At 71.3% G+C, this 23915-nt stretch carries 22 protein-coding genes and 1 riboswitch; of the genes, 7 read left to right on the top strand and 15 right to left on the bottom strand.

Going from position 1 to position 23915, the window contains the following annotated elements; all coding sequences use genetic code 11:
* Positions 1-72 precede the first annotated feature (72 nt).
* Positions 73-1284, top strand: coding sequence for a hypothetical protein (locus tag NYO98_RS03290; protein WP_268110095.1), 1212 nt, complete (start codon positions 73-75; stop codon positions 1282-1284).
* A gap of 1 nt (position 1285) precedes the next feature.
* Here the strand turns inward: NYO98_RS03290 and NYO98_RS03285 are convergent, their stop codons facing one another.
* Genes NYO98_RS03285 through NYO98_RS03270 form a run of 4 tightly spaced genes read right to left on the bottom strand, consistent with a single transcriptional unit; the run spans position 1286 to position 5488 of the window.
* A complete protein-coding gene (locus NYO98_RS03285) occupies positions 1286-2035 on the bottom strand; it encodes a glycoside hydrolase family 16 protein (RefSeq protein WP_268110094.1) in 750 nt (249 codons plus the stop codon).
* A gap of 3 nt (positions 2036-2038) precedes the next feature.
* Positions 2039-2815, bottom strand: coding sequence for a succinate dehydrogenase/fumarate reductase iron-sulfur subunit (locus NYO98_RS03280; protein ID WP_268110093.1), 777 nt, complete (start codon positions 2813-2815; stop codon positions 2039-2041).
* Positions 2816-2839: 24 nt separating this feature from the next.
* Complete coding sequence (locus tag NYO98_RS03275; RefSeq protein WP_268110092.1) at positions 2840-4687, bottom strand: fumarate reductase/succinate dehydrogenase flavoprotein subunit; 1848 nt, start codon at positions 4685-4687, stop codon at positions 2840-2842.
* Positions 4688-5488: a hypothetical protein gene (locus NYO98_RS03270; RefSeq protein ID WP_268110091.1), complete on the bottom strand. Its 801-nt coding sequence runs from the start codon at positions 5486-5488 to the stop codon at positions 4688-4690.
* A gap of 178 nt (positions 5489-5666) precedes the next feature.
* Here NYO98_RS03270 and NYO98_RS03265 point away from each other — a divergent pair, with 178 nt between their 5' ends.
* From NYO98_RS03265 to NYO98_RS03255, 3 genes are read left to right on the top strand one after another with little or no spacing between them, the layout of a single operon-like run.
* On the top strand, positions 5667-6386 hold the full coding sequence (locus tag NYO98_RS03265) for a succinate dehydrogenase cytochrome b subunit (protein ID WP_268110090.1): 720 nt from the start codon (positions 5667-5669) through the stop codon (positions 6384-6386).
* Between the two features lie 40 nt (positions 6387-6426).
* Positions 6427-8448 (top strand): fumarate reductase/succinate dehydrogenase flavoprotein subunit, encoded by a 2022-nt coding sequence (locus NYO98_RS03260; protein ID WP_268110089.1) that lies wholly within the window; start codon positions 6427-6429, stop codon positions 8446-8448.
* On the top strand, positions 8448-9191 hold the full coding sequence (locus tag NYO98_RS03255; protein WP_268110088.1) for a succinate dehydrogenase/fumarate reductase iron-sulfur subunit: 744 nt from the start codon (positions 8448-8450) through the stop codon (positions 9189-9191). The genes NYO98_RS03260 and NYO98_RS03255 overlap by 1 nt, the downstream gene beginning before the upstream one ends.
* A 203-nt stretch (positions 9192-9394) precedes the next feature.
* On the opposite strand, the gene NYO98_RS03250 is transcribed toward NYO98_RS03255, so the two are convergent.
* Together NYO98_RS03250 and NYO98_RS03245 are read right to left on the bottom strand one after the other, a co-directional pair.
* The gene (locus NYO98_RS03250; protein ID WP_268110087.1) at positions 9395-10459 is read right to left on the bottom strand and encodes a YihY/virulence factor BrkB family protein; all 1065 of its coding nucleotides are present in this window, start codon (positions 10457-10459) and stop codon (positions 9395-9397) included.
* A gap of 2 nt (positions 10460-10461) precedes the next feature.
* Positions 10462-10971 carry a 2'-5' RNA ligase family protein gene (locus NYO98_RS03245; RefSeq protein ID WP_268110086.1) on the bottom strand — a complete coding sequence of 170 codons (510 nt, stop codon included), beginning with the start codon at positions 10969-10971 and terminating at the stop codon, positions 10462-10464.
* Positions 10972-11022: 51 nt separating this feature from the next.
* On the opposite strand from NYO98_RS03245, the gene trpS reads away from it, so the two are divergent.
* Positions 11023-12087, top strand: a complete 1065-nt coding sequence (gene trpS / locus NYO98_RS03240) for a tryptophan--tRNA ligase (RefSeq protein WP_407673859.1) — start codon at positions 11023-11025, stop codon at positions 12085-12087.
* A 39-nt stretch (positions 12088-12126) separates the two neighbouring features.
* Here trpS and NYO98_RS03235 read toward each other — a convergent pair whose 3' ends face one another.
* From NYO98_RS03235 to NYO98_RS03225, 3 genes are all read right to left on the bottom strand, one after another.
* Positions 12127-12285: a hypothetical protein gene (locus tag NYO98_RS03235; RefSeq protein WP_268110084.1), complete on the bottom strand. Its 159-nt coding sequence runs from the start codon at positions 12283-12285 to the stop codon at positions 12127-12129.
* Between the two features lie 164 nt (positions 12286-12449).
* A complete protein-coding gene (locus NYO98_RS03230) occupies positions 12450-13697 on the bottom strand; it encodes an MFS transporter (RefSeq protein ID WP_268110083.1) in 1248 nt (415 codons plus the stop codon).
* 67 nt (positions 13698-13764) lie between these two features.
* Positions 13765-15975, bottom strand: a complete 2211-nt coding sequence (locus NYO98_RS03225) for an NADP-dependent isocitrate dehydrogenase (RefSeq protein WP_268110082.1) — start codon at positions 15973-15975, stop codon at positions 13765-13767.
* 197 nt (positions 15976-16172) lie between these two features.
* On the opposite strand from NYO98_RS03225, the gene NYO98_RS03220 reads away from it, so the two are divergent.
* The gene (locus NYO98_RS03220) at positions 16173-17294 is read left to right on the top strand and encodes an aquaporin (protein ID WP_268110081.1); all 1122 of its coding nucleotides are present in this window, start codon (positions 16173-16175) and stop codon (positions 17292-17294) included.
* Between the two features lie 15 nt (positions 17295-17309).
* On the opposite strand, the gene NYO98_RS03215 is transcribed toward NYO98_RS03220, so the two are convergent.
* Entirely contained in the window at positions 17310-17996 is a 687-nt protein-coding gene (locus NYO98_RS03215; RefSeq protein ID WP_268110080.1) for a hypothetical protein, read from the bottom strand.
* 107 nt (positions 17997-18103) lie between these two features.
* Between NYO98_RS03215 and NYO98_RS03210 the strand changes: the two genes are divergently transcribed.
* Positions 18104-19090, top strand: a complete 987-nt coding sequence (locus tag NYO98_RS03210) for a malate dehydrogenase (protein ID WP_268110079.1) — start codon at positions 18104-18106, stop codon at positions 19088-19090.
* A gap of 46 nt (positions 19091-19136) precedes the next feature.
* Here NYO98_RS03210 and NYO98_RS03205 read toward each other — a convergent pair whose 3' ends face one another.
* The 5 genes from NYO98_RS03205 to NYO98_RS03185 all read right to left on the bottom strand — a co-directional run bounded on the left by NYO98_RS03205 (position 19137) and on the right by NYO98_RS03185 (position 23914).
* On the bottom strand, positions 19137-19532 hold the full coding sequence (locus tag NYO98_RS03205; protein ID WP_268110078.1) for a DUF3017 domain-containing protein: 396 nt from the start codon (positions 19530-19532) through the stop codon (positions 19137-19139).
* A 1-nt stretch (position 19533) separates the two neighbouring features.
* Positions 19534-20382, bottom strand: a complete 849-nt coding sequence (locus NYO98_RS03200; RefSeq protein WP_268110077.1) for a bifunctional methylenetetrahydrofolate dehydrogenase/methenyltetrahydrofolate cyclohydrolase — start codon at positions 20380-20382, stop codon at positions 19534-19536.
* A 26-nt stretch (positions 20383-20408) separates the two neighbouring features.
* Positions 20409-21992, bottom strand: coding sequence for a bifunctional phosphoribosylaminoimidazolecarboxamide formyltransferase/IMP cyclohydrolase (purH, locus tag NYO98_RS03195; RefSeq protein WP_268110076.1), 1584 nt, complete (start codon positions 21990-21992; stop codon positions 20409-20411).
* Between the two features lie 24 nt (positions 21993-22016).
* Positions 22017-22094: riboswitch (ZMP/ZTP riboswitch) on the bottom strand.
* 1 nt (position 22095) lies between these two features.
* Positions 22096-22713 (bottom strand): phosphoribosylglycinamide formyltransferase, encoded by a 618-nt coding sequence (purN, locus tag NYO98_RS03190; protein ID WP_268110075.1) that lies wholly within the window; start codon positions 22711-22713, stop codon positions 22096-22098.
* Positions 22714-22723: 10 nt separating this feature from the next.
* Complete coding sequence (locus NYO98_RS03185; RefSeq protein WP_268110074.1) at positions 22724-23914, bottom strand: YibE/F family protein; 1191 nt, start codon at positions 23912-23914, stop codon at positions 22724-22726.
* Between the last annotated feature and the right edge of the window lies 1 nt (position 23915).

The raw sequence follows: 23915 nt of genomic DNA, 5'->3' as shown, positions 1-23915 counted from the left end.
TGCCGGAGATTCCCGGCGGGCCGGGACGTCGGCCCCATGTGCTCGCTGCCCGTCGTTCCTAGCGTCGTGGCCATGCCGGACGTCTTCCTCCACGTGGGTCTCTACAAGACAGGGACGACGACGATCCAGGGCGCCCTCGCGGCCACGGCGGAGCAGCTCGCCGCCGCAGGGGTGCTCTTCCCGGGGGGCCACCGAGCCCAGCGCCTCGCGGCCTACGACCTGCTCGGCCAACGGGTGGGCGGCGAGCAGCGCGGCGAGGCCGCAGGGGCGCTGGGCCGGCTGGTCGACCTCGTGTCGGCCCACGACGGCCCGACGGTGGTGATCTCGGAGGAGGAGCTCTCGCTGGCGCGCCCACGACAGGCGCGTCGGCTCGTGCGTGCGCTCGCGGGTCACCGGGTGCACGTCGTCGTCGGTGCACGCGACGTGGCTCGGACGCTGGTGTCGGCCTGGCAGCAGACGATCGTCAACGGAGGCACCACCACCTGGGCGGAGTTCGTGGCATCGGTGCGAGGGGAGGAGGGCGCGCCGCCGAGCGTGGGCATGTCCTTCCACTGGCGCCACGACCTGCTCCGGGTGGTCGACACGTGGTCGTCCGTCGTGCCGCCCGGGCGGGTCCGGCTGGTCACCGTGCCAACCCGCGGCACGCCGGGCGGGGCCCTGCTGGCGCGCTTCGCCGCGGCGTCGCACCTGCCCGCCGGGTGGCCCGGCGAGCAGCAGGTGGTCCGCAACGTCTCGCTCGGCGCGGCCGAGCTCGAGGTGGTGCGCCGGCTCAACGAGGCGGTGGGCAGGACGTTCAACGACACGCAGCACCGGTTCGTGATCGAGGCCGGCATCCGCTCGCGGCTCGCCGGGGCGACCACACGGCCGCTCGAGCTGCCGCCCGAGCACCTCGGGTGGGCCAGGTCGTACGGCGAACGGCTGGTCGCCGAGCTGGGACACCGCGACCTCACGGTCCACGGTGACCTGTCCGACCTGGTCCCCGCCGACGTCGCGGCGGCCGGCCCGGCCCTCGACGCGGTCACGGACGCCGAGCTGCTCGACGCCACCCAGGCGGCACTGGCGTCGATGGCCCTCGACCACGGGCGCCTGTTCCGGCGCTACCGGCGTGCGTTCGCCGAGCGGGAGGGCCGGCTGCCGGGGCCGACCGAGGTCCTGACCAGCCAGCTGCGGGCCGGTGGGTTCTGGATGCGCGAGCGGGCCGTCCACCACGCCGACCGGCACCCGCTCGTCGCGCGCGCCTCGCAGGCCTACCTCGGGCGGACCTCGCCGACGTCGCGGTGGTGACCTACCAGCCGGCGACGTGGTCGACGACCAGCCGCGGCACCAGGTGGTCGTCGTCGCCGGTGGAATCGTCCGGGAAGTCGAAGACCGCGACCATGAGCTGCAGCGGGTACGTCGGCGGGCGCGGGCAGCGACGCAGCTCCTCGCCGTCGACGGTGAACACCGCGACGTCGGCGTCCCAGTCGACCGCGTAGGTGTGGAACCCGGACACGTCGATGTCGACCCGGGGCGCCGCGAAGTCCTGGGTGAGCGCCGGGTCGCGGAACGCCTTGATGCCCACGCCCACCTCGGCGGACCCCGACCGCAACGCGTTGCCGAAGACCTCCACGACGCAAAGCTCGCCGCAGCGCAGCTGCTCCTCGTCGTCCTCGAACCCCGCCATCCAGAGGGCGGCCATCGAACGGTGAGACAGGTCCATCGCGCACCGGATCTCGACGTGCCCCGACGCCGGCAGCCAGCCCTCGAAGCGCGGTTGCTCCTCCCTGACCGTCAGGCCGTCGGCGAACCGCTGCTGGCCGCGGGTGCTGCCGAGCGGTCCCGACCAGCTGCCCGACTGGATGCCGGAGACGCGCAACGGTGGGGCGTGGTCGTCGGGGCACCACACCGGGTGGTCGACCGGCACGTCGAGCACGAGCCGGCCGTCCTCGAGCCGGTGGCTCGCGAGCGTCGCCGCGCGTGAGCTCCACGCCGGCAGGTAGTGCGGAAGCCAGACCGACCGGTCGAGCCCGTCGCCGTCGAAGTCGTCGCGGAACACCTCTCAGACCTCCGCGCGGCCCTCGTTGTCCTTGTTGCGGATCCCGATCTTGTTGCCGAGCCACACCAGGGGGTCGTACTTGCGGTCGACCACGCGCTCCTTCATCGGGATGATCGCGTTGTCGGTGATGTGGATGCCCTCCGGGCACACCTCGGTGCAGCACTTGGTGATGTTGCACATCCCGAGGCCCGCCGCCTCCTGCGCCAGCTTGCGGCGGTCGTGGGTGTCGAGCGGGTGCATGTCGAGCTCGGCGTAGCGGATGAAGAAGCGTGGTCCGGCGAAGTGCTGCTTGTTGTCCTCGTGGTCGCGCACGACGTGGCAGACGTCCTGGCACAGGAAGCACTCGATGCACTTGCGGAACTCCTGCCCGCGCTCGACGTCGACCTGCATCATCCTTCGCTTGCCGTCGGCGTCGCGCGGGCCGAGCTCGGCGTACGGCAGCTCGCGGGCCTTGCGGTAGTTGAACGACACGTCGGTGACGAGGTCGCGGATGACCGGGAACGTCCGCATCGGCGTGACCGTGATCGTCTCCTCGGGCTCGAAGTCGGACAACCGCGTCATGCACATCAGCCGCGGCCGGCCGTTGACCTCCGCGCTGCACGACCCGCACTTGCCGGCCTTGCAGTTCCACCGGATCGCGAGGTCGCCGGTCTGCGTCGCCTGCAGCCGGTGCAGTGCGTCGAGCACGACCTCGCCCTCGGAGACCTCGACGGTGTAGTCCTGCAGGTCTCCCCCGTCCCGGTCGCCCCTCCACACGCGCAGCTTCAGGTCGTAGGCCATGGTCATCTCTCCTCGAAGTGGGCCCTACTGGAAGTGGCGGAGCAGGTCGTCGGGCATCTCGGGCAGAGGCTGCTCGGCGAGGGTCACGCCGGTGCCGGCGTCGTCGAGGCGCACGACGAGGTTCTTCGTGCCCCACTCGGGGTCGGTCTTCGGGTAGTCGTCCCGCGTGTGGCCACCGCGGGACTCCCGGCGCGCGAGCGCCGCCTTCGCGATCGACTCCGAGACGACCAGCATGTTGCGCAGGTCGAGGGCGAGGTGCCAGCCGGGGTTGTACTGGCGGTGGCCCTCCACCGACATCCGCTGCGCCCGCTCCTTGAGCTCCTCGATCCGCACCAGCGCCTGCGTGAGCTCCTCGGCGGTGCGGATGATGCCGACGAGGTCGTTCATCGTCTGCTGCAGCTCCTGCTGGATCGTGTAGGGGTTGTCGCCGCCCTCGACCTGGAACGGTGTCAGCGCCGACCACTCGCCGGCCCGCACCGACTCGTCGGTGACGGCCGGGCGCTGCGCCAGCCCCGCGACGTACGCCGCTGCGGCCTCGCCGGCGCGCCGGCCGAAGACCAGCAGGTCGGAGAGGCTGTTGCCGCCCAGCCGGTTCGAGCCGTGCATCCCGCCCGAGCACTCTCCGACCGCGTAGAGGCCGGTGACGGAGCTGAGCTCGGTGTCCGGGTCGACCTCGATGCCGCCCATCACGTAGTGGCAGGTCGGCCCGATCTCCATCGGCTCCTGGGTGATGTCGACGTCCGCGAGCTCCTTGAACTGGTGGTACATCGACGGCAGTCGCTTGCGGATGAAGTCGGGGTCGCGCCGCGAGGCGATGTCGAGGTAGATCCCGCCGTGCGGTGACCCGCGGCCGGCCTTGATCTCGGAGTTGATGGCCCTCGCCACCTCGTCGCGCGGCAGCAGCTCAGGGGGTCTGCGGTTGTTCTTCTTGTCGTCGTACCACCGGTCCGCCTCCTCCTCCGTGTCGGCGGTCTCCGCCCGGAAGAAGTCGGGGATGTAGTCGAACATGAAGCGCTTGCCCTCGGAGTTCTTCAGGACGCCGCCGTCGCCGCGCACGGACTCGGTGACGAGCAAGCCCTTCACCGACGGCGGCCAGACCATCCCGGTCGGGTGGAACTGCACGAACTCCATGTTGATGAGCGACGCCCCGGCCCGCAGCGCCAGCGCGTGGCCGTCGCCGGTGTACTCCCAGGAGTTGGACGTCACCTTGAACGACTTGCCGATCCCGCCCGTGGCGAGGACGACGGCAGGAGCCTCGATCGTCACGAAGCGACCGGTCTCGCGCCAGTAGCCGAAGACGCCCGAGAGGGCACCCGCGTCGTCCTTGAGCAGGTCGGTGACGGTGCACTCCATGAAGACGTCGATGCCGACCTGCACCGCGCGCTGCTGGAGCGTGCGGATCATCTCGAGGCCGGTCCGGTCGCCGACGTGCGCGAGGCGGGCGTACTTGTGGCCGCCGAAGTCGCGCTGGCTGATCAGCCCGTCCTCGGTGCGGTCGAACAGCGCGCCCCAGTCCTCGAGCTCGAGCACCCGCTCGGGAGCCTCCTGGGCGTGCAGCTGCGCCATCCGCCAGTGGTTGAGCATCTTGCCGCCGCGCATGGTGTCGCGGAAGTGGACCTCCCAGTTGTCCTCGAGCCAGCGGTTGCCCATCGCCGCGGCGATGCCGCCCTCGGCCATCACGGTGTGCGCCTTGCCGAGCAGCGACTTGCACACGATCGCGGTCTCCGCGCCCGCCTCGTGCGCGGCGATCGCCGCCCGCAGGCCCGCCCCGCCGGCGCCGACCACCACCACGTCGTACCGGTGGCGCTCGATGCCACCCTCGGCGTAGTACGACATCTCGTTGCCCGTCATCGGGTGCCTGGTGTCGGTCACCTAGAAAAACCTCACGTCCTGGATGGTGCCCGTGGCGAGCAGGTAGATGTAGAGGTCGACGATCGCGACCGAGAACAGCGAGTACCACGCCCACCTGCCGTGGCTCTCGTTGAGCCGCGACACCCAGGTCCACAGGCGGTAGCGGACGGGGTGCCTGGAGAAGTGGCGCAGCCGGCCGCCGACGATGTGGCGGCAGGAGTGGCACGACAGCGTGTAGAGCCAGATGAAGGCGATGTTGACGATCATCAGCAGCGTGCCCAGGCCCATGTGGACGCCGCTGGTCTCGCCGTCGCCGACGGCGTACTCCGCCGGCATCGGCCGGAACGCGAGGACCGTGTCGAAGGTGAGCACCAGGCCGACCAGCACGGCGGCGTACCAGAACCAGCGGTGGACGTTCTGCAGGATCAGCGGGAACCTGGTCTCGCCCGAGTAGGACCCGTGGGGCTCGGCGACGCCGCACGCGGGCGGGCTCAGCCAGAAGGCCCGGTAGTAGGCCTTGCGGTAGTAGTAGCAGGTCATCCGGAAGCCCAGCGGGAAGATCAGGATGATCAGCGCCGCGGACAGCGGCCACCACGCGAACGGCTGGCCGAAGTCGGAGGCTCCCTCGACGCAGTCGCCCAGGCACGGCGAGTAGAACGGCGACAGGTAAGGGGTGGCGTAGTAGTCGCGTCCCATGAAGGCGCGGAGCGTCGCGTAGACGACGAACGCAGTGAACACGACGAACGTCGTCAGGGGCGAGAGCCACCACCGGTCCTGGCGCAACGTCCGCACGTCGATGCGCGCGCGGGTCGGACTGGTCACGCCGTGGTCGGTTGTCGCCATACGTCCTCCGTGAAGGTCCCGACGATCCGGGAGGGTGGTCCCGGACGACGGTCCCGACTATGACCTGTGTCACGCCTGAGCGGAAGACACCGCGCCCAGCAAAACGTCACACGCCCTCGGCGCGTCGTGCGTCGGAGTGCCGCGATAACGTGGCGACGTGGCAACCCAACTCACTCCCCCTCGGCCCACGCTGGTGAAGGGTGCGCGGGCCTCGCGCACCACCATCGCGCTCAAGCTGGGCATGGCGGTCAGCGGCTTCATCTTCCTCGGCTTCGTGCTCGCGCACATGTACGGCAACCTCAAGGCGTTCGCCGGCCACGACGCGTTCAACGAGTACGCCCACCACCTGCGCGAGCTCGGGGAGCCGATGCTGCCGCACGAGGGCGCCCTGTGGATCCTGCGCCTCGGCCTGATCCTGTCGCTGGTCGTGCACGTCGCCTGCGCGTTCGTGCTGTGGCGTCGCGCGGCCCGGGCCCGCACCACCAAGTACGTCGTGAAGAAGAACACCGGCACGACGCGGGCCAGCCTGATGATGCGCTGGGGTGGCGTGACCATCCTGGTCTTCCTGATCTGGCACCTGCTCAACTTCACCATCGGCAAGGTCAACCCGCAGGGCGGCGCCACCAACGACCCCTACGACCTGATGGTCGACACCTTCGACGTCTGGTGGATGACGCTCATCTACATCGTCGCGATGCTCGCCCTGGGCGCGCACCTCCACCACGGCATCTGGAGCGCCGCGCAGACCCTCGGCTGGACCGGCACCGCGGCCAAGCGGCAGCGCGCCAAGGTGTTCGGCTTCGTCATCGCGCTGATCGTCTCGATCGGCTTCTCCCTCGTCCCGCTCGCCGTGCTCGCGGGCATCATCACCAAGTAAGGGGTCACCGCACGTGAGCCACGACAGCCACGACATGGACATGCCTGACACCGTCACCTCGACGGAGGCCTCCCACAGCGGGTTGCTCGACGGGGAGTACGACGACGCCGCGGGCTACTACACGCCGGGCACGCCGCTCGTCGACACGAAGGCGCCGCAGGGCCCGATCGCCGACCGCTGGTCCGACCGCAAGTTCGAGGCCCGCCTCGTCAACCCGGCCAACCGCCGCAAGCTCTCGATCATCATCGTCGGCACCGGCCTGGCCGGCGCCTCGGCGGCGGCCACGCTCGGCGAGGCCGGCTACAACGTCAAGACGTTCTGCTACCAGGACTCCCCGCGCCGGGCGCACTCGATCGCCGCGCAGGGCGGCATCAACGCCGCGAAGAACTACAAGGAGGACGGTGACTCCGTCCACCGCCTCTTCTACGACACCGTCAAGGGCGGCGACTACCGCTCGCGGGAGTCCAACGTCTACCGCCTCGCCGAGGTCAGCACGAACATCATCGACCAGTGCGTCGCGCAGGGCGTCCCGTTCGCCCGCGAGTACGGCGGCCTGCTCGACAACCGCTCCTTCGGCGGCGTCCAGGTCTCGCGCACCTTCTACGCCCGCGGCCAGACGGGCCAGCAGCTGCTGATCGGCGCCTACCAGGCGCTCGAGCGCCAGATCGCCGCCGGCACGGTGTCGATGTTCACCCGCCACGAGATGCTCGAGCTGATCGTCGCCGACGGCAAGGCCCGTGGCATCATCGCCCGGGACATGGTCACCGGCGAGATCCAGACCCACCTCGCCGACGTCGTGGTCCTCGCCTCCGGCGGCTACGGCAACGTGTTCTACCTGTCCACCAACGCGATGGGCTCCAACGTCACCGCCGCGTGGCGCGCGCACCGCAAGGGCGCCTACATGGCCAACCCCTGCTACACGCAGATCCACCCGACGTGCATCCCCGTCTCCGGCTCGCACCAGTCCAAGCTGACGCTGATGTCGGAGTCGCTGCGCAACGACGGCCGCATCTGGGTCCCGAAGAACCAGGCCGACTGCGACAAGGACCCGCGCGAGATCGCCGAGGAGGACCGCGACTACTACCTGGAGCGGATCTACCCCTCCTTCGGCAACCTGGTCCCCCGCGACATCGCGTCGCGTGCGGCGAAGAACGTCTGCGACGAGGGTCGCGGCGTCGGCCCCGAGGTGGACGGCGTACGACGCGGTGTCTACCTCGACTTCGCCGACGCGATCGACCGCCTCGGCCGCGACGCCGTCGCCAACAAGTACGGCAACCTCTTCGACATGTACGCCCGGATCACCGGTGAGGACCCGTACTCGGTCCCGATGCGGATCTACCCGGCCGTGCACTACGTGATGGGCGGCCTGTGGGTCGACTACGACCTGCAGTCGACGATCCCCGGCCTGTTCGTCACCGGGGAGGCCAACTTCTCCGACCACGGCGCCAACCGGCTCGGCGCCTCGGCGCTGATGCAGGGCCTGGCCGACGGCTACTTCGTCCTGCCCCACACGATCCGCGACTACCTCGCCGACGGCCCGTTCGAGGCCATCGGCGAGGACCACCCGGCAGTCGTCGAGGCGCGCACGTCGGTCACCGACCGCATCGAGCACTTCCTGTCCGTCAACGGCACCCGCAGCGTCGACTCGTACCACCGCGAGCTCGGCAACATCATGTGGGAGTACTGCGGCATGGAGCGCACGGAGACGGGCCTCAAGAAGGCGATCGACCTGATCCGCGGCCTGCGCGACGACTTCTACCGCAACGTCAAGGTGCTCGGCACCAACGAGTCGCTCAACCAGTCGCTGGAGAAGGCCGGCCGCGTGGCCGACTTCTTCGAGCTCGGCGAGCTGATGTGCATCGACGCGCTCAACCGGCGCGAGTCCTGCGGCGGCCACTTCCGTGGCGAGTCGCAGACCGAGGACGGCGAGGCGCTGCGGCACGACGACGAGTTCGCCTACGTCGCCGCCTGGGAGTGGGCCGGCCTCGACGAGCGCCCCGTCCTGCACAAGGAAGACCTGGTCTACACGGCTATCGAGATGAAGCAGCGGAGCTACAAGTAATGAACCTGACCCTCAAGATCTGGCGTCAGCCCGACGCCGTCAGCCCCGGTGCGATGCACACCTACCAGCTGGCCGACGTCTCGCCCGACATGTCGTTCCTCGAGATGCTCGACGTGCTCAACGAGCAGCTCAACGACCAGGGCGAGGACCCGATCGCGTTCGACTCCGACTGCCGCGAGGGCATCTGCGGCATGTGCGGGCTGATGATCAACGGCGACGCGCACGGTCCGGAGGTCACCACGACCTGCCAGCTCCACATGCGCTCCTTCACCGACGGCGAGACCATCACGATCGAGCCGTGGCGCTCCGACGCCTTCCCGGTCGTCAAGGACCTCGTCGTCGACCGCGGCGCCTTCGACCGCATCATCCAGGCCGGCGGCTACGTCTCGGTCAACACCGGCTCGGCGCCCGAGGCCCACTCGGTCCCGGTCCCCAAGGACGACGCCGACCGTGCCTTCAACGTCGCGACCTGCATCGGCTGCGGCGCCTGCGTGGCGGCCTGCCCCAACGGCTCGGCCTCCCTCTTCATGGGCGCCAAGGTCACCCACCTCGGCCTGCTCCCCCAGGGCCAGCCCGAGCGCGACGAGCGCGTCGTCAACATGGTCGCCCAGCACGACCACGAGGGCTTCGGCGGCTGCACCAACATCGGTGCCTGCACCGCTGCCTGCCCCAAGGAGATCCCGCTCGACGTGATCTCCCAGCTCAACCGCGACCTCCGCACCGCGATCAAGCACGGTCACTGAGCGACGTACTGCCACACCGACGAGGGCCGGGGTCTCCCCCGGCCCTCGTTCGCGTCTCCGGGCGGTGCCTCACCCACGTTCCAGCAGCCGCGAATGTGGCTGGGCCACCGCCCGCGCCACCGACACGGGCGACACGCCGGCGAGCGGTGCCGGAGCCACCTTCGGTGGCGGCGGAATGTGGCTCACCCACCGCTCGAGCAGGCTCAGGAACCCCGGCGGCGGAGGAGGGCGACGAGGCCGAGCATCGAGGCCGCGCCGGCGGCGAAGGCGGCCTTCGGGGACGCGGTGGGGGTGGCGGGGGCGGAGGACGCGGAGCGTACGGCGGGCGCTGCCGCGGCGAGGTCGATGCCGGGACCCTCGGGCATCTGGTCGGCGACCCGGTGCGCGTCGCGGAGGGCGCGGGCCTCCGGCGAGGTGTGGGACCACGCGGCGGAGAGGACGACGACGCGGGAGAAGTAGTTGATCCACACCAGCAGGATCAGCGCGATGCCGAAGGCCTGGAAGGCCGGCGAGCTCGCGGTCGCCTTGAGCAGGAAGGTGGACAGCTGCTTCATGATCTCGAACAGGAGGGCGCCCAGGAGCGCGCCGGACCACAGCGCCCTGCTGGGGATGTCGGGCTGCGCGAGCAGGCGGAAGAACGCGAAGTAGAGCAACGTGTTGGCCGCGAGGCCCAGGCAGAGGGCCAGCACCCAGAAGAAGCCCTCGGCGACGACGCCCAGCGCGAGCCACTCCATGATCGGGGTGAGCACCTTGGTCGCGACGCCGGACACCGCCACGCTCGCGACCAGGATGGTGCCGAGCGCCAGGAGCGCGAGCACGTCGCGCAGCTTGCCGACGACGAAGCTCGGCTGCTCGCGCTCGGGCTCCTCGAAGATCGCCGTCAGCGCGGAGCGCATGCCCGAGAGCCACCCCAGGCCGGAGTAGAGGGTCAGCAGGATGCCGACGCTGAAGATCCCCGGCGCCGCGTCCTGCAGGGTGTCGAGCGGGACCCCGCTGTCACCGCCGACCAGGCCCGGGAGGACGGAGTTGGCCGCGTCGACGAGCGTGTCCTGGGCGTCCTCGTAGACCTTCGTCACCTGGCCGAAGATCGCGAAGGCGAGGGCGAGGATCGGGAAGAACGACAGGAAGGCGAAGTACGTCACCGCGGCGGCCAGCGCGCTGCCGTCGACCTGTCCGTAGTGCTCGACGGCGCGGACCAGGTGGTCGACGACAGGACGCCGCTCCCGCGCGCGGGCGACGCGCTGCTTGACGCTGTCGAGGACGGGCACGCTCAGCCCAGCGCGAAGTGGTCGGTGGCTCGCCAGCCCGTGCCGGTGTCGTGGACGTAGAGGCTGAAGGCGCCGACGTCGAAGCGGCACTCGAACTCCGCGAGCTCCGCGAACGCCCGGTCGAGCGCCTGGTCGTCGAGGTGGTGGGCGATGGTGACGTGCGGGTGGTAGGGGTAGTGCAGCTCGACCTCGAGCGGCCCCTGTCGTACGGCGCCCGCGAGCACCTCGCAGCCCGAGATCCCCTCGGCCAGGGTGACGAACACGACCGGTGAGACCGGGCGGAACGTGCCGGTGCCGCGCAGGTGGATGACGAACGGAGGCACGGTGGACGCCGCCTGGGACAGGTGGGCGCGCACCGCGTCGAGGTCGTCGTCGGGCACCTCGGTCGGCGGGACCAGCGTGATGTGCGTGGGGATCTGCGTCGCCGTCGTGTCGCCGACGCTGGTCCGGTAGTCCTGGAGCTCGCTCGCCCAGGGCTCGGGGATCGCGATCGCTACTCCGATGGTGGGCACCCCCGAAACCCTACAGAACCCGATCGTGACGTCGACGGGCCCCTGATTAGGATCGTCCGCGTGAGTGACACCTTCCGCGCCGCACAGGCCCGCAGCGACGCCATCGAGGAGCAGATGGCGAAGGACCCGGCCTCGTTGCGCATGCTGACCGGGGACCGTCCGACCGGGGCGCTGCACATCGGCCACTACTTCGGCTCGATCCGCAACCGCCTCCGCCTCCAGGACAGCGGCGCCGAGATCTGGCAGCTGATCGCGGACTACCAGGTGATCACTGACCGCGAGGTCGCCGGCGACATCGCCGGCAACGTGCGCAACCTGCTGGTCGACAACATCGCCGCCGGCCTCGACCCCGAGCGGGCGACGATCTTCACACACTCCTCGGTGCCGGCGCTCAACCAGCTGATGCTGCCCTTCCTCAGCCTCGTCAGCGTGGCGGAGCTGCAGCGCAACCCCACCGTCAAGGAGGAGGCCAAGTCGGCCGGCATCACCTCGATCGGCGGGCTGCTGCTCACCTACCCCGTCCACCAGGCCGCCGACATCCTGTTCTGCAAGGCCAACGTCGTGCCCGTCGGCCGCGACCAGCTCCCCCACCTCGAGCAGACCCGCGTCGTCGCGCGCCGCTTCAACGACAGGTACGCCCCGGTGTTCCCGGAGCCGGGTGCCCTGCTGTCCGAGGCGCCGCTGATCCTCGGCACCGACGGCACCAAGATGAGCAAGTCCAAGAGCAACGTGGTCGAGCTGCGGATGAGCGCCGACGAGACGGCCAAGAAGCTCAAGGGCGCCAAGACCGACAGCGACCGCGTCATCACCTACGACCCGGACAACCGCCCGGAGGTCGCGAACCTGCTCACCCTCATCGGCCTGTGCGAGGGCGTCGACCCGGCGACGGTCGCCGAGGAGATCGGTGACGGCGGCGGTGGTGCGCTCAAGGGTCGCCTCACCGAGGCCATCAACACCGAGCTCGCCCCGCTGCGCGCCCGCCGCGCGGAGCTCGAGGCCGACCCCGGCTACCTCGACGAGGTGCTCCGCCGCGGCAACGCCCGCGCCAACGAGGTCGCGGAGGCGACCCTGGCCGAGGTGCGCGAGGCGATGGGCATGGTCTACGGCTGGGCCTGACGGCGGCGGTCGTCACGTCGACGACCGCCACCGGCCGGCTCACACGACCCAGCCGACGTTCTCCGCGACCAGGTCTGCCGCGGGGTAGATGCCCCGCAGCTCCTCACGGCGCCTCAGCAGCTCGACCACCGCACCGGTGTTGCGGTCGGCCAGCTGGCGGCGGCGCTCCATCTCGCGCGCGATCTTGTCCTCGTCCATGACTCCCCCAATCGAGAAGGTCCTTCGGCGGCTGACCCGCCCTCCGTCGATTGGATCGTTACAAGTCTGCGCTACGCAACAGTTCCGCCCGTGTTAACACCGCGCAACATCAGCGGAAATCACGTGCACGGTTCTGCGCGCAAGGCAGCGCAGATCAGCGCAGGTCAGGCAGGGACGGCGTCGCGCCGGCGCACGTGCAGCGCCGCCGACAGCAGCAGGATCGCGACGCCGGCGATCGAGAGGCCAAGCCCCACGAGCGCGGGCGCGCGGAGCCCCCAGCCGGCGGCGATGACGAGCCCGCCGAGCCACGCGCCGAGGGCGTTGGCGATGTTGAGCGAGGCGTGGTTCATCGCCGCGCCGAGGGTCTGGGCGTCGCCGGCGACGTCCATCAGCCGCAGCTGCAGGTTCACGACGAGGACCGACCCGAGCGTGGTGATGAGGAAGACGACGGGCAGCGCGGCCCACCCGTGCGGGGCGGCGAGCCAGAAGGCCAGCATGGTCGCGGCCATGCCGACGCCGCCGATGATGAGCGAGCGGAAGATCGACCAGTCGGCCATGATCCCGGCCAGCCAGGTGCCGGCGACCATGCCGAGGCCGAAGGACAGCAGGAAGACCGCGACCGACCGCTCCCCCAGCCCGGCCACGTCGGTCACGACGGGCGCGATGTAGGAGTAGACGGCGAACATGCCGCCGAAGCCCACGGCGCCGGCGAGCAGGGTCAGCCACACCTGCGGCACCTTGAAGGCTGACAGCTCGCGGCGGCCGCTCGCGCCGGGGTCACCGGGGCACGACGGCACGAACCACACGACGAGCGCGAGGGTGACCACGGCGAGGCCGCCGGCGGCCCAGTAGGCCGCCCGCCAGCCGAGCTCCTGGCCGAGCACGGTGGCGGCGGGTACGCCGATCACGTTGGCGACCGACAGGCCGAGCATCACCAGGGCGACGGCGCGGCCCTTGCGCGAGGGGCGAGCCATGCTCGCCGCCACGAGGGACGCGACGCCGAAGTAGGCGCCGTGCGGCAGGCCGGCGGCGAAGCGGGCCGCCATCAGCTGCTCGTAGGACGTGGCGAGCGCGCTCAGGCCGTTGCCGACGGCGAAGGCCGCCATGAGGGCCACGAGCAGGCCGCGCCGCGGGAGGCGGGCGCCGAGGAACGCGAGCACGGGTGCGCCGACGACCACCCCGACGGCGTACGCCGAGATGACGTGGCCACCGGTGGGGATCGAGACGTCCACGCCGCTCGCGATCTGCGGGAGCAGCCCCATCGTGACGAACTCGGTGGTGCCGATGGCGAAGCCGCCCATCGCCAGCGCCAGGACCGCGAGGCCGAAGTGGCGGGCGGTGACCGACGGGACGTCGAGGTCGACCGGCGCGGGGTCGGCGGGCAGGGCGGAGGTCTCGGCGGTCGTGGTCATCACCTCCGACAAGGACGGGCTCCCGGGGATTGTTCCCCGGGAGCCCGGCCTGTGACGCGGGTCGCGCTCAGAGTGAGGCGATGGCGTCGTTGAACGTGGCGGACGGACGCATCACCGCGGCCGCCTTCTCGGGGTCGGGACGGAAGTAGCCGCCGATGTCGGCCGGCTTGCCCTGCACGGCGAGCAGCTCGTCGACGATCGTCTGCTCGTTGTCGCGCAGCGTGCCGGCGAGCGAGGCGAACGCGGCGGCGAGGTCGGCGTCGTCGGTCTGCGCGGCCAGCTCCTCGGCCCAGTAGAGGGCGAGGTAGAAGTGCGAGCCGCGGTTGTCGATCGTGCCGAGCTTGCGACCCGGCGAGCGGTCCTCGTTGAGGAACGTCTCGGTGGCCTTGTCGAGCGTGTCGCCCAGGATCCTCGCGCGCGCGTTGTCGTCGTAGCCGGCGAGGTGCTCGAGCGAGGCGGCCAGGGCGAAGAACTCGCCGAGGCTGTCCCAGCGCAGGTAGTCCTCCTTGACCAGCTGCTGCACGTGCTTGGGCGCGGACCCGCCGGCGCCGGTCTCGAACAGGCCGCCGCCGTTCATCAGCGGGACGATCGAGAGCATCTTGGCGCTGGTGCCGAGCTCAAGGATCGGGAACAGGTCGGTGTTGTAGTCGCGCAGCACGTTGCCGGTCACCGAGATGGTGTCCTCGCCGCGGCGGATCCGCTCCAGCGAGTACGTCGTCGCTGCCGCCGGCGCCATGATCGACAGCTCGAGGCCGTCGGTGTCGTGGTCCGCGAGGTACTTCTGGACCAGGGCGATGAGGTTGGCGTCGTGCGCGCGGGTCTCGTCGAGCCAGAAGACGGCGGGCGTCTCGCTGGCACGGGCGCGGGTGACGGCGAGCTTGACCCAGTCGCGGATCGAGGCGTCCTTGGTCTGGCAGGCGCGCCAGATGTCACCGGCCTCGACGTCGTGCGACATCAGCACGTCGCCGGCGCCGTTGCGTACCTCCACCGTGCCGGCGGCGGGGATCTCGAAGGTCTTGTCGTGGGAGCCGTACTCCTCGGCCGCCTTGGCCATCAGGCCCACGTTGGGCACCGAGCCCATGGTGGCCGGGTCGAGGGCGCCGTGGGTGCGGCAGTCGTCGATCGCCGCCTGGTAGACGCCGGCGTAGGAGGAGTCCGGGATGACGGCGAGGGTGTCCTGCTGCTTGCCCTCGGCGTTCCACATCTGCCCGGACGTGCGGATCATCGCCGGCATGGAGGCGTCGATGATGACGTCGGAGGGGACGTGCAGGTTGGTGATGCCGCGGTCGGAGTCGACCATCGCGAGCGACGGCCCCTCGGCCAGGCCCTTCTCGAAGGCGGCCTTGATCTCCGCGCCGCCGTCGACCTTGTCGAGGCCCGACAGGATGGCGCCCAGGCCGTCGTTGGCGGACAGGCCGGCCGCGGCGAGCTGCTCGCCGTACTGGGCGAAGACGTCGGCGAAGTAGGCGCGCACCACGTGGCCGAAGATGATCGGGTCGGAGACCTTCATCATCGTGGCCTTGAGGTGGGCGGAGAAGAGGACGCCGTCGGCCTTGGCCTTGGCGACCTGCTGCTCGAGGAACTCGTCGAGGTGGGCCGCGCTCATGAAGGTCGCGTCGACGACCTCGCCCTCGAGGACCTCGAGGCCCTCCTTGAGGACCGTCTCCTGGCCGTCGCTGCCGACGTGGACGATCGAGAGGGTGTCGTCGCCCTCGAGGACGACGGACTTCTCGTTGCTGCGGAAGTCGTCGTGGCCCATCGTCGCCACCGACGTCCTCGAGTCGCTGCTCCACGCGCCCATGGAGTGCGGGTGGGCCTTCGCGTAGTTCTTGACCGAGGCGGGCGCGCGGCGGTCGGAGTTGCCCTCGCGCAGCACCGGGTTGACCGCGGAGCCCTTGACCTTGTCGTAGCGGGCGCGGGTCTCGCGCTCCTCGTCGGTCTGCGGGTTCTCGGGGTAGTCGGGCAGGTCGTAGCCCTGCGACTGCAGCTCGGCGATGGTCGCCTTGAGCTGCGGGATGGAGGCCGAGATGTTGGGCAGCTTGATGATGTTGGCCTCGGGCCTGGTCGCCAGCTCGCCGAGCTCGGCGAGCGCGTCGTCGAGGCGCTGCTCGTCGGTGAGCCGGTCGGGGAACTGGGCGATCACGCGGCCGGCGAGGGAGATGTCGCGGGTCTCGACGTCCACACCGGCGGTCTTCGCGTAGGCGGCGATGATCGGGAGGAACGAGTACGTCGCGAGCAGCGGCGCCTCGTCGGTGTGGGTGTAGATGATCTTGGCCATGGGTACGACAGCTCCTGCAGCTCGTGATCCGGTCCGGGCATAACTCTTGACGTCAAGATACCTGACGCCGGTGACGCGTGACGACCCGCCCACCCTCGCACCCCCACGCTGCACGCCGCCAGACATGTCGCTGGATGCCGCTAGGCTCGCCTCGGCCTACGAGGGGTACGGCCACCTGACTCTGGAGGGGACTCGCGATGAGCGTCATTGTCGAAGACACACCGACCACCGGGCAGAAGTTCGCGGGAGAGGTCCTGGGCACCTTCGTGCTCGTCTTCTTCGGCTGCGGCACCGCCATCTACAGCGGCGGTGACCTGGTCGCGACCGGCCTGGCCTTCGGCCTGACCGTGCTCGTGATGGCCTACGCCTTCGGGCGCATCTCCGGCGGTCACTTCAACCCGGCCGTGACGCTCGGGGCCGTCCTCGGCGGACGCCTGCCGTGGAGCCAGGTCGGCATCTTCATGGCCGCCCAGCTGCTCGGCGCCCTGCTCGCAGGTGCCGCGCTCTTCGGCCTGGGCCACGGCTTCGAGGGCTTCGTCGCCGAGGGCAACATGGGCCAGAACTTCTACGGCGACCAGGGCTCCGGCTTCGCCTGGTGGGCGGCCCTGCTGCTCGAGCTGCTGATGACCGCCGTCTTCGTGTGGGTCATCCTCGCCGTCACCGACGCGCGCAACGAGGTCAACGTCGCGCTCGGTCCCCTCGCCATCGGCCTGGCGCTCGCGATGATCCACTTCGCCTCCATCCCGCTGACCGGCACCTCGGTCAACCCGGCCCGCTCGATCGGTGTCGGTGTCTTCGCCGGCACCGACGCGATCGTCCAGCTGTGGCTCTTCGTGCTCGCTCCGCTGCTCGGCGCGGCCATCGCCGGTCTGACCTACCCCGTCCTCTTCGGCCACGGCGCCGAGCCAGTGGACGGCTCCGGCCTCAACTTCGGCGGCGGCCGCAAGGACCAGCTCGTGCCGGGCAACTACGAGGCCCAGTGGAACCAGGGACAGCCGGCCAGCTGGGGGCAGCCCGGTGCCGCGTGGGGCGCTCCCCCGCAGCAGCAGTGGGGCCAGCCCGACCCCTACCAGCAGCCGCAGCAGCCCGACCCGGCCTACGGTGCGCCGCAGTCCCCGCCGCCCGGCCAGTGGGGCCAGCCGCAGCAGCAGCCGCCCGCCCAGCCCGGCCAGTGGGGCGCACCGCAGCAGCAGCCGCCCGCCCAGCCCGCACAGCAGCCCGCACACCCCGGTCAGCCCACACAGCCCGGTCAGCCCGGCCACTGGGGCAACCCCGACGGCGACGACGACGGCCGCACCCAGGTGCGTCGCCCCGACTGAGTCCCGGCGGCCCGGTCAGTCCTCGACCAGCTCGGCGGTCCAGCCGGCGTCGAGGTCCTGCAGCCCCACGAGGCCGACACCCTTCTCGTACACCGTGCGGGTCGTGGTGTCGGCCTCGTTGCGCAGCTGCACCAGCTCGCTGGTCTGGTCCTCGATGGTCGCGCTCGACCGCGGCAGGCCGGGGACGTCGTACGACAGCCACCCGTCGCCCAGGCGCGGGTCGGCGGGCATCGCGAGCCCCGCCTCGGCGCCGTCCTCACCGGCGCGCCAGGTGAGGTCCTCGGAGTCCGAGCCGACCCACCAGACGTTGCCCGCCGCGTCCTGGGCGTAGAGGCGGGTCTCCACGCTCGTCGTGCCGTCCCCGGTGTCGGTCGTGGTCCGCACCGCCGTGGCGTCCAGGCCGTCGACCTGCTCGGTGCGGTCCAGGACGTCGATGTCGATGCGTCCGCGCGCCCCGGCGTCGTCGGTGAGGTCGTAGGTCCACTGCCTGCCCGGCTGGAGGGCGAGCCAGGGGTTGTCGACGTCGTCGACGAAGTCGTCGGGGTCCGGCGTCGGCGTCGGGACGACGAGGCCGTTGATGCCCGGTGAGTCGTACGGCGCGGGCTGGCCGATGCCGGCGCAGCCGGTGAGCCCGAGGACCAGCCCGGCCGCCAGCGCGGCGCCCGTCCGTGGACGGCGTACGGCTCGCGCCCCCCTCGTCATGGGCGCCAGCATGCCAGTCGCCGACCAGCGGCCGACGGCGGATCGGGCGCTGCTAGCGTCAGCCGGACAGACGTCCCGCCTCCCGCACACTCACGAGGAGTACCACCGTGACCTCCGAACCCCTCAAGGTCGCCGTCACCGGCGCCGCCGGCCAGATCGGTTACAGCCTGCTCTTCCGCCTCGCCAGCGGCGCGCTGGCCGCGGACCGCCCGATCGAGCTGCGACTGCTCGAGATCGAGCCCGCCCTCAAGGCGCTCGAGGGCGTCGTCATGGAGCTCGACGACTGCGCGTTCCCGAACCTCGCGGGCGTCGAGATCGGCGCGGACGCCGAGAAGATCTTCGACGGCGTCAACCTCGCCCTCCTCGTCGGCGCACGCCCGCGCGGTCCCGGCATGGAGCGCGGCGACCTGCTCTCGGCCAACGGAGCGATCTTCACCGCGCAGGGCAAGGCCCTCAACGCGGTCGCGGCCGACGACGTGCGGATCGGCGTCACCGGCAACCCGGCCAACACCAACGCCCTCATCGCGATGACCAACGCGCCCGACATCCCGCGCGAGCGCTTCTCCGCGCTGACCCGCCTCGACCACAACCGGGCGATCTCGCAGCTCGCGGCCAAGACCGGCGCCGCCGTCACCGACATCACGAACATGACGATCTGGGGCAACCACTCGGCGACCCAGTACCCCGACCTGTTCCACGCGAAGGTCAAGGGCCAGAACGCCGCCGAGCTCGTGGGCGACCAAGCCTGGCTCGAGAACGACTTCATCCCGACCGTCGCCAAGCGTGGCGCCGCGATCATCGACGCGCGCGGCTCCTCCTCGGCCGCCTCGGCCGCGTCGGCCACCATCGACGCCGCCCGCGACTGGCTGTTCGGCTCGGCGGACGACGACTGGGTGTCGATGGCCGTCGTGTCCCGCGGCGAGTACGACGTCCCCGAGGGCCTGATCTCGTCGTTCCCGGTCACCACCTCGGGCGGCGACTGGTCCATCGTCGAGGGCCTGGAGATCGACGACTTCTCCCGCGCCCGCATCGACGCCTCGACCGCCGAGCTCGCCGACGAGCGCAAGGCCGTCACGGAGCTCGGCCTCATCTGAGCGACGCCGAAGGGCCGGACCCGGTGGGTCCGGCCCTTCGTGCTGTCTAGAAGCCGCCGGGCTGGTCGGGGATGGAGCCGGCGAGGAAGATCAGCGACCCGCCGAGGACGAGCAGCACGCCGGCGTCGAGGAGCTTGTGGCGTACGGCGAGCATGCCGGCGTCGCGGCGGCGCAGCACCAGCCGCACGAGCGCGGCGAAGATCAGCGCCCCGCCCATGAGCCGGACCCCGCTGCGCCACTCGTCGAGCGCCACGACCACCATCGACACGGCGACGACACCCAGGACGAGCAGGTAGAACGCTCCCCCGATGGTCGAGGGGTAGCGACGCGGCTCGTCGGGGTCCTCCGGCGGCGGCTCGGCCGAGACCGGGGGCACCGACTCGGGCGGCTCGACGGGACGCCCGGGGGTCTCGGGGGTGTCGGGGGTGTCGGGTTCGGCCATGTCAGGGTCGGACGGACTTCTCGGCGATCTCGACGATGTTGGTCAGCAGCATCGCGCGGGTCATCGGGCCGACGCCCTTGGGGTTGGGCGAGACCCAGCCCGCCACGTCCCACACGTCGGGGTGCACGTCGCCGGTGACCTTCCCGTCGACGCGCGAGACGCCCACGTCGAGCACGGCCGCTCCGGGCTTCACCATGTCGGCGGTGACGATGCCGGGCACGCCGGCGGCCGCCACCACGATGTCGGCCGTGCGGACGTGCGCGGCCAGGTCGCGGGTGCCGGTGTGGCACAGCGTGACCGTGGCGTTCTCGGAGCGGCGGGTCAGCAGCAGCCCCAGCGGGCGGCCGACGGTGATGCCGCGGCCGACGACGACGACCTCGGCACCGGCGATCTCGACGCCGTGGCGGCGCAGCAGCTCGATCGAGCCCACCGGCGTGCAGGGCAGCGGACCGGCCTCGCCCAGCACGAGCTTGCCGAGGTTGACCGGGTGCAGCCCGTCGACGTCCTTGTCGGGGTCGACCCGCGAGAGCAGCGCGAACTCGTCGAGCCCGGTCGGCTGCTGGACGATGAAACCGGTGCACGCGTCGTCGGCGTTGAGCTCGTCGATGACGGCCTCCACCTCGGCCTGGGTGGCCGTGGCGGGCAGGTCGCGGCGGATGGAGGTGATGCCGATCTCCGCGCAGTCCTTGTGCTTCGCGCCGACGTACCAGTGCGAGCCGGGGTCGTCGCCGACGAGCACGGTGCCCAGACCGGGGACGACGCCCTGCTCGCGCAGGGCGGCGACGCGCTCGGCGAGCTCGGCCTTGATGGTCCGCAGCGTCGCTGCGCCGTCGAGGGTCTGTGCGGTCACGCGGGCCATCCTGTCAGGGTCGGCGATCAGTGGAAGAAGTGGCGCGCACCGGTGAGGTACATCGTCACGCCGGCGGCCTCGCAGGCCGCGACGACCTCGGCGTCTCGCACCGACCCACCCGGCTGGACGATCGCCTTCACGCCGGCGTCGATGAGGATCTGGGGCCCGTCGGCGAAGGGGAAGAACGCGTCGGAGGCGGCGACCGCGGACGCGGCCCGCTCCCCCGCGCGCTCGACGGCGAGGCGGCAGGAGTCGACGCGGTTGACCTGACCCATGCCGACGCCGACGGACGCGCCGCCGGCGGCGAGCAGGATCGCGTTGGACTTCACGGCGCGGCAGGCGCGCCACGCGAACGCGAGGTCGGCCAGCACCTCCTCGGAGGCGGCCTCGCCGGTCGCGAGGATCCAGGTGGAGGGGTCGTCCCCCTCGGCGGAGACGACGTCGCGGTCCTGCAGCAGGAGTCCGCCCGAGATCGACCGCATCTCGGCCCCGCCGCGGGTCAGCGGCGGGCACTCGAGGATGCGGATGTTCTTCTTGGCCTGCAGGACCTCGACCGCGCCGTCCTCGTAGCCGGGCGCCACGACGACCTCGGTGAAGATCTCGGCGACCTGCTCGGCCATCGCGACCGAGACCGGGACGTTGGTGGCGATCACGCCGCCGAAGGCGCTCACCGGGTCGCACTCGTGGGCCTTGCGGTGGGCGGTGGCGACGTCGTCGGCGACCGCGATGCCGCAGGGGTTGGCGTGCTTGATGATCGCCACGGCCGGCTCGTCGAAGTCGTACGCCGCCCGGCGGGCCGCGTCGGCGTCGACGTAGTTGTTGTAGGACATCTCCTTGCCGTGGTGCTGCGTCGCCTGGGCGAGGCCGGGCCCCCCGGGCAGGTAGCCGTTGCTGTAGAGGGCGGCCGACTGGTGCGGGTTCTCGCCGTAGCGCAGCACCGCCTCCTTGGACCACGTGGCACCCATCCACGCCGGGAAGCCGGTCCCCTCGCTGCTGTCGGTGAGGACGTTGCCCATCCACGACGCGACGTGGACGTCGTACGTCGCGGTGTGCACGAACGCCTCGGCGGCGAGGCGCTGCCGCTCGGCCAGCGTGAACCCGCCCGCCGCGACGGCGGCGAGCACGGCGTCGTAGGTCGCGGGCGAGGTGACGATGGCGACGCTGGGGTGGTTCTTGGCGGCGGCACGCACCATCGACGGGCCGCCGATGTCGATCTGCTCGACGCACTCGTCGGGGCCGGCGCCCGAGGCCACCGTCTGGGTGAAGGGGTAGAGGTTGCTCACCACGAGGTCGAAGGGCTCGATGCCGAGCTCCTCGAGCTGCGCCACGTGGGAGTCGAGGCGGCGGTCGGCCAGGATCCCGGCGTGCACCCGCGGGTGCAGCGTCTTGACCCGGCCGTCGAGGCACTCGGGGAAGCCGGTGAGGTCCTCCACCTTGGTGACGGGCAGGCCGAGCGACTCGATGAGCGCGGCGGAGCCACCGGTGGAGACGAGCTCCACGCCGGCCGCGTGCAGGCCGCGGACCAGGTCGTCGAGACCGGACTTGTCGTAGACGGAGACCAGCGCTCGCTTGATGGCGATGCGGTCGGGTGCGGGGGTGGAGGGTGACACGGGACTCCTCGGTCGATCTCGAGTCGGGGGCACCCAGGCGTTCGATGCTCCCCGGCGTCACTCCCTGGTGGTGACCCACCTGCGCCAGTCGTGTGGCCGCAGCCTAGCGAGCCCCGGCGCCGATGCGAACCCGGCGGCCCTCGACCGTGATCCCCTCGCGGGCGATGCGGCCCACGGCGTCCACGAGCATCGCGCGCTCGGCGGTCTTGATCCGCTCGTGCAGCGACGCCACGTCGTCGTCGTCGGCCACCTCCACCGGCACCTGGGCCACGATCGGACCGGTGTCGACGCCCGCGTCGACCACGAAGAGCGTCGCGCCGGTGACCTTGACGCCGTGCTCGAGGGCGTCGCGGGGGCCGTGCATCCCCGGGAACGCCGGGCACAGCGCCGGGTGGGTGTTGAGCGTGAGGAAGCGGTCGAGGAACTCGGTCGAGAGCAGCTTCATGAAGCCGGCGGAGACGACGAGGTCGGGCTCGAAGCGCTCCACCACCGTGGTCAGCGAGGCGTCCCACCCCTCGCGGGTCTCGAAGTCCGACAGCCGCCGCACGAAGGTCGGGATCCCGGCGCGCTCGGCGCGCGCGAGGCCCTCGATGTCCTCGCGGTCGGCGCCGACGGCGACGACCCGGGCGCCGTACGACGGGTCGGCGCAGGCGTCGAGCAGGGCCTGCAGGTTGGTGCCGGACCCCGAGACGAGGACGACGAGGCGGGTGGGCTGGCGCACGCGCGGAAGTCTAGGCGCGGTGGGACGGCGCGGCCGTGTGCGTCCGCTCGCGGAGCAGGCGACCGGCGACCAGCGCCGCGATCGCCGTCGTCACCGGGACCGCCGCGAGGATCCCGAGACCGCCGACCAGCCCGCGGACCACCTCTTGGGCCACCACCTCCTGGCTGACCGCGATCCCGAAGGGCAGCGACAGCGCGGAGAAGACCAGCATCAGCGGCAGCGTGGCGCCGACGTAGGCCAGCACGAGCGTGTTGACGGTGGACGCCGCGTGCGAACGACCGATGCGCATCGCCCGGGTGAAGAGCGAGCGGGTGCCGGCGTCGGCGTCGGCGTCGGCGAGCTCCCAGACCGCCCATGTCTGGGTCACGGTGACGTCGTCGAGCACGCCGAGGGCACCGATGACCAGCCCGGCGAGCAGCAGTCCGCGGAGGTCGACCTGGGCGGCGATGCCGGAGATGTACTGGCTGCCCTCGTCGACGAGGCCGGTGAAGTGGCCGATCTCGGTGAACACCCACCCGACGCCACCGATCACCACGAGCGACACCAGGGTCCCGAGCATCGCGACCGTCGTGCGGACGCTGAGGCCGTGGGAGAGGTAGAGGGTGACCAGCATGATCGCGGCCGCGGTCGTCACCGCGACGAGGAGCGGCGAGGAGCCCTCCATGATCGCGGGAAGGGTGAACGCGGCGATCAGGACGAGGGAGTACGCCAGGCTGGCGAGCGCACCGATGCCGCGCCACCGCGACAGCGCGAGGACGCCCACCGCGAACAGGACCAGCAGCAGGAGCAGGGGCGGGCCGCGGTCGAAGTCCTGGAACGCGTACTGCTCACCGTCGGGCGCCTGCGCGGTGTAGGACACGATGATGCGGTCGCCCGCGACCACCTCGGGGGCCTGCGAGCCGTAGGGCAGCAGCGCCTCCGCCTCGCCCGGCGCTCCCGGACCGCTGAGCAGCTCCACCTCGGCGAGCTGGCAGCCCTCCACCTGCTGGCGGCAGGGACCGACCGACTGCACTTCGGCGGTGCCACGCTCGACGTCGACACCCGGGCCGCTGACCTCCAGGTCGCCGTCCGGCCACAGCGCGACGAGGCCCACGAGCGTCGCCAGCACGAGCGGCGCCACCAGCGCCGCCATCAGCACCCTGATCTGCCGCGGCGCGGGCCCGAGGGACGGGCGCTCGCCGTGGCTGTGTCCAGCCCCCACC

Origin of the sequence: Nocardioides pini, assembly GCF_026712185.1 — a bacterium.
Lineage (GTDB): Bacteria > Actinomycetota > Actinomycetes > Propionibacteriales > Nocardioidaceae > Nocardioides > Nocardioides pini.
This window is presented reverse-complemented; position numbering and strand designations above follow the sequence as displayed.

Coding starts and splice junctions, on each gene's coding strand:
- NYO98_RS03290 (WP_268110095.1), top strand. CDS start 73: ATGCCGGACGTCTTCCTCCACGTGGGTCTCTACAAGACAGGGACGACG.
- NYO98_RS03255 (WP_268110088.1), top strand. CDS start 8,448: ATGAACCTGACCCTCAAGATCTGGCGTCAGCCCGACGCCGTCAGCCCC.
- NYO98_RS03205 (WP_268110078.1), bottom strand. CDS start 19,532: ATGGCCGAACCCGACACCCCCGACACCCCCGAGACCCCCGGGCGTCCC.
- NYO98_RS03235 (WP_268110084.1), bottom strand. CDS start 12,285: ATGGACGAGGACAAGATCGCGCGCGAGATGGAGCGCCGCCGCCAGCTG.
- NYO98_RS03215 (WP_268110080.1), bottom strand. CDS start 17,996: ATGACGAGGGGGGCGCGAGCCGTACGCCGTCCACGGACGGGCGCCGCG.
- NYO98_RS03280 (WP_268110093.1), bottom strand. CDS start 2,815: ATGGCCTACGACCTGAAGCTGCGCGTGTGGAGGGGCGACCGGGACGGG.
- NYO98_RS03220 (WP_268110081.1), top strand. CDS start 16,173: ATGAGCGTCATTGTCGAAGACACACCGACCACCGGGCAGAAGTTCGCG.
- NYO98_RS03225 (WP_268110082.1), bottom strand. CDS start 15,975: ATGGCCAAGATCATCTACACCCACACCGACGAGGCGCCGCTGCTCGCG.
- NYO98_RS03260 (WP_268110089.1), top strand. CDS start 6,427: ATGCCTGACACCGTCACCTCGACGGAGGCCTCCCACAGCGGGTTGCTC.
- NYO98_RS03230 (WP_268110083.1), bottom strand. CDS start 13,697: ATGACCACGACCGCCGAGACCTCCGCCCTGCCCGCCGACCCCGCGCCG.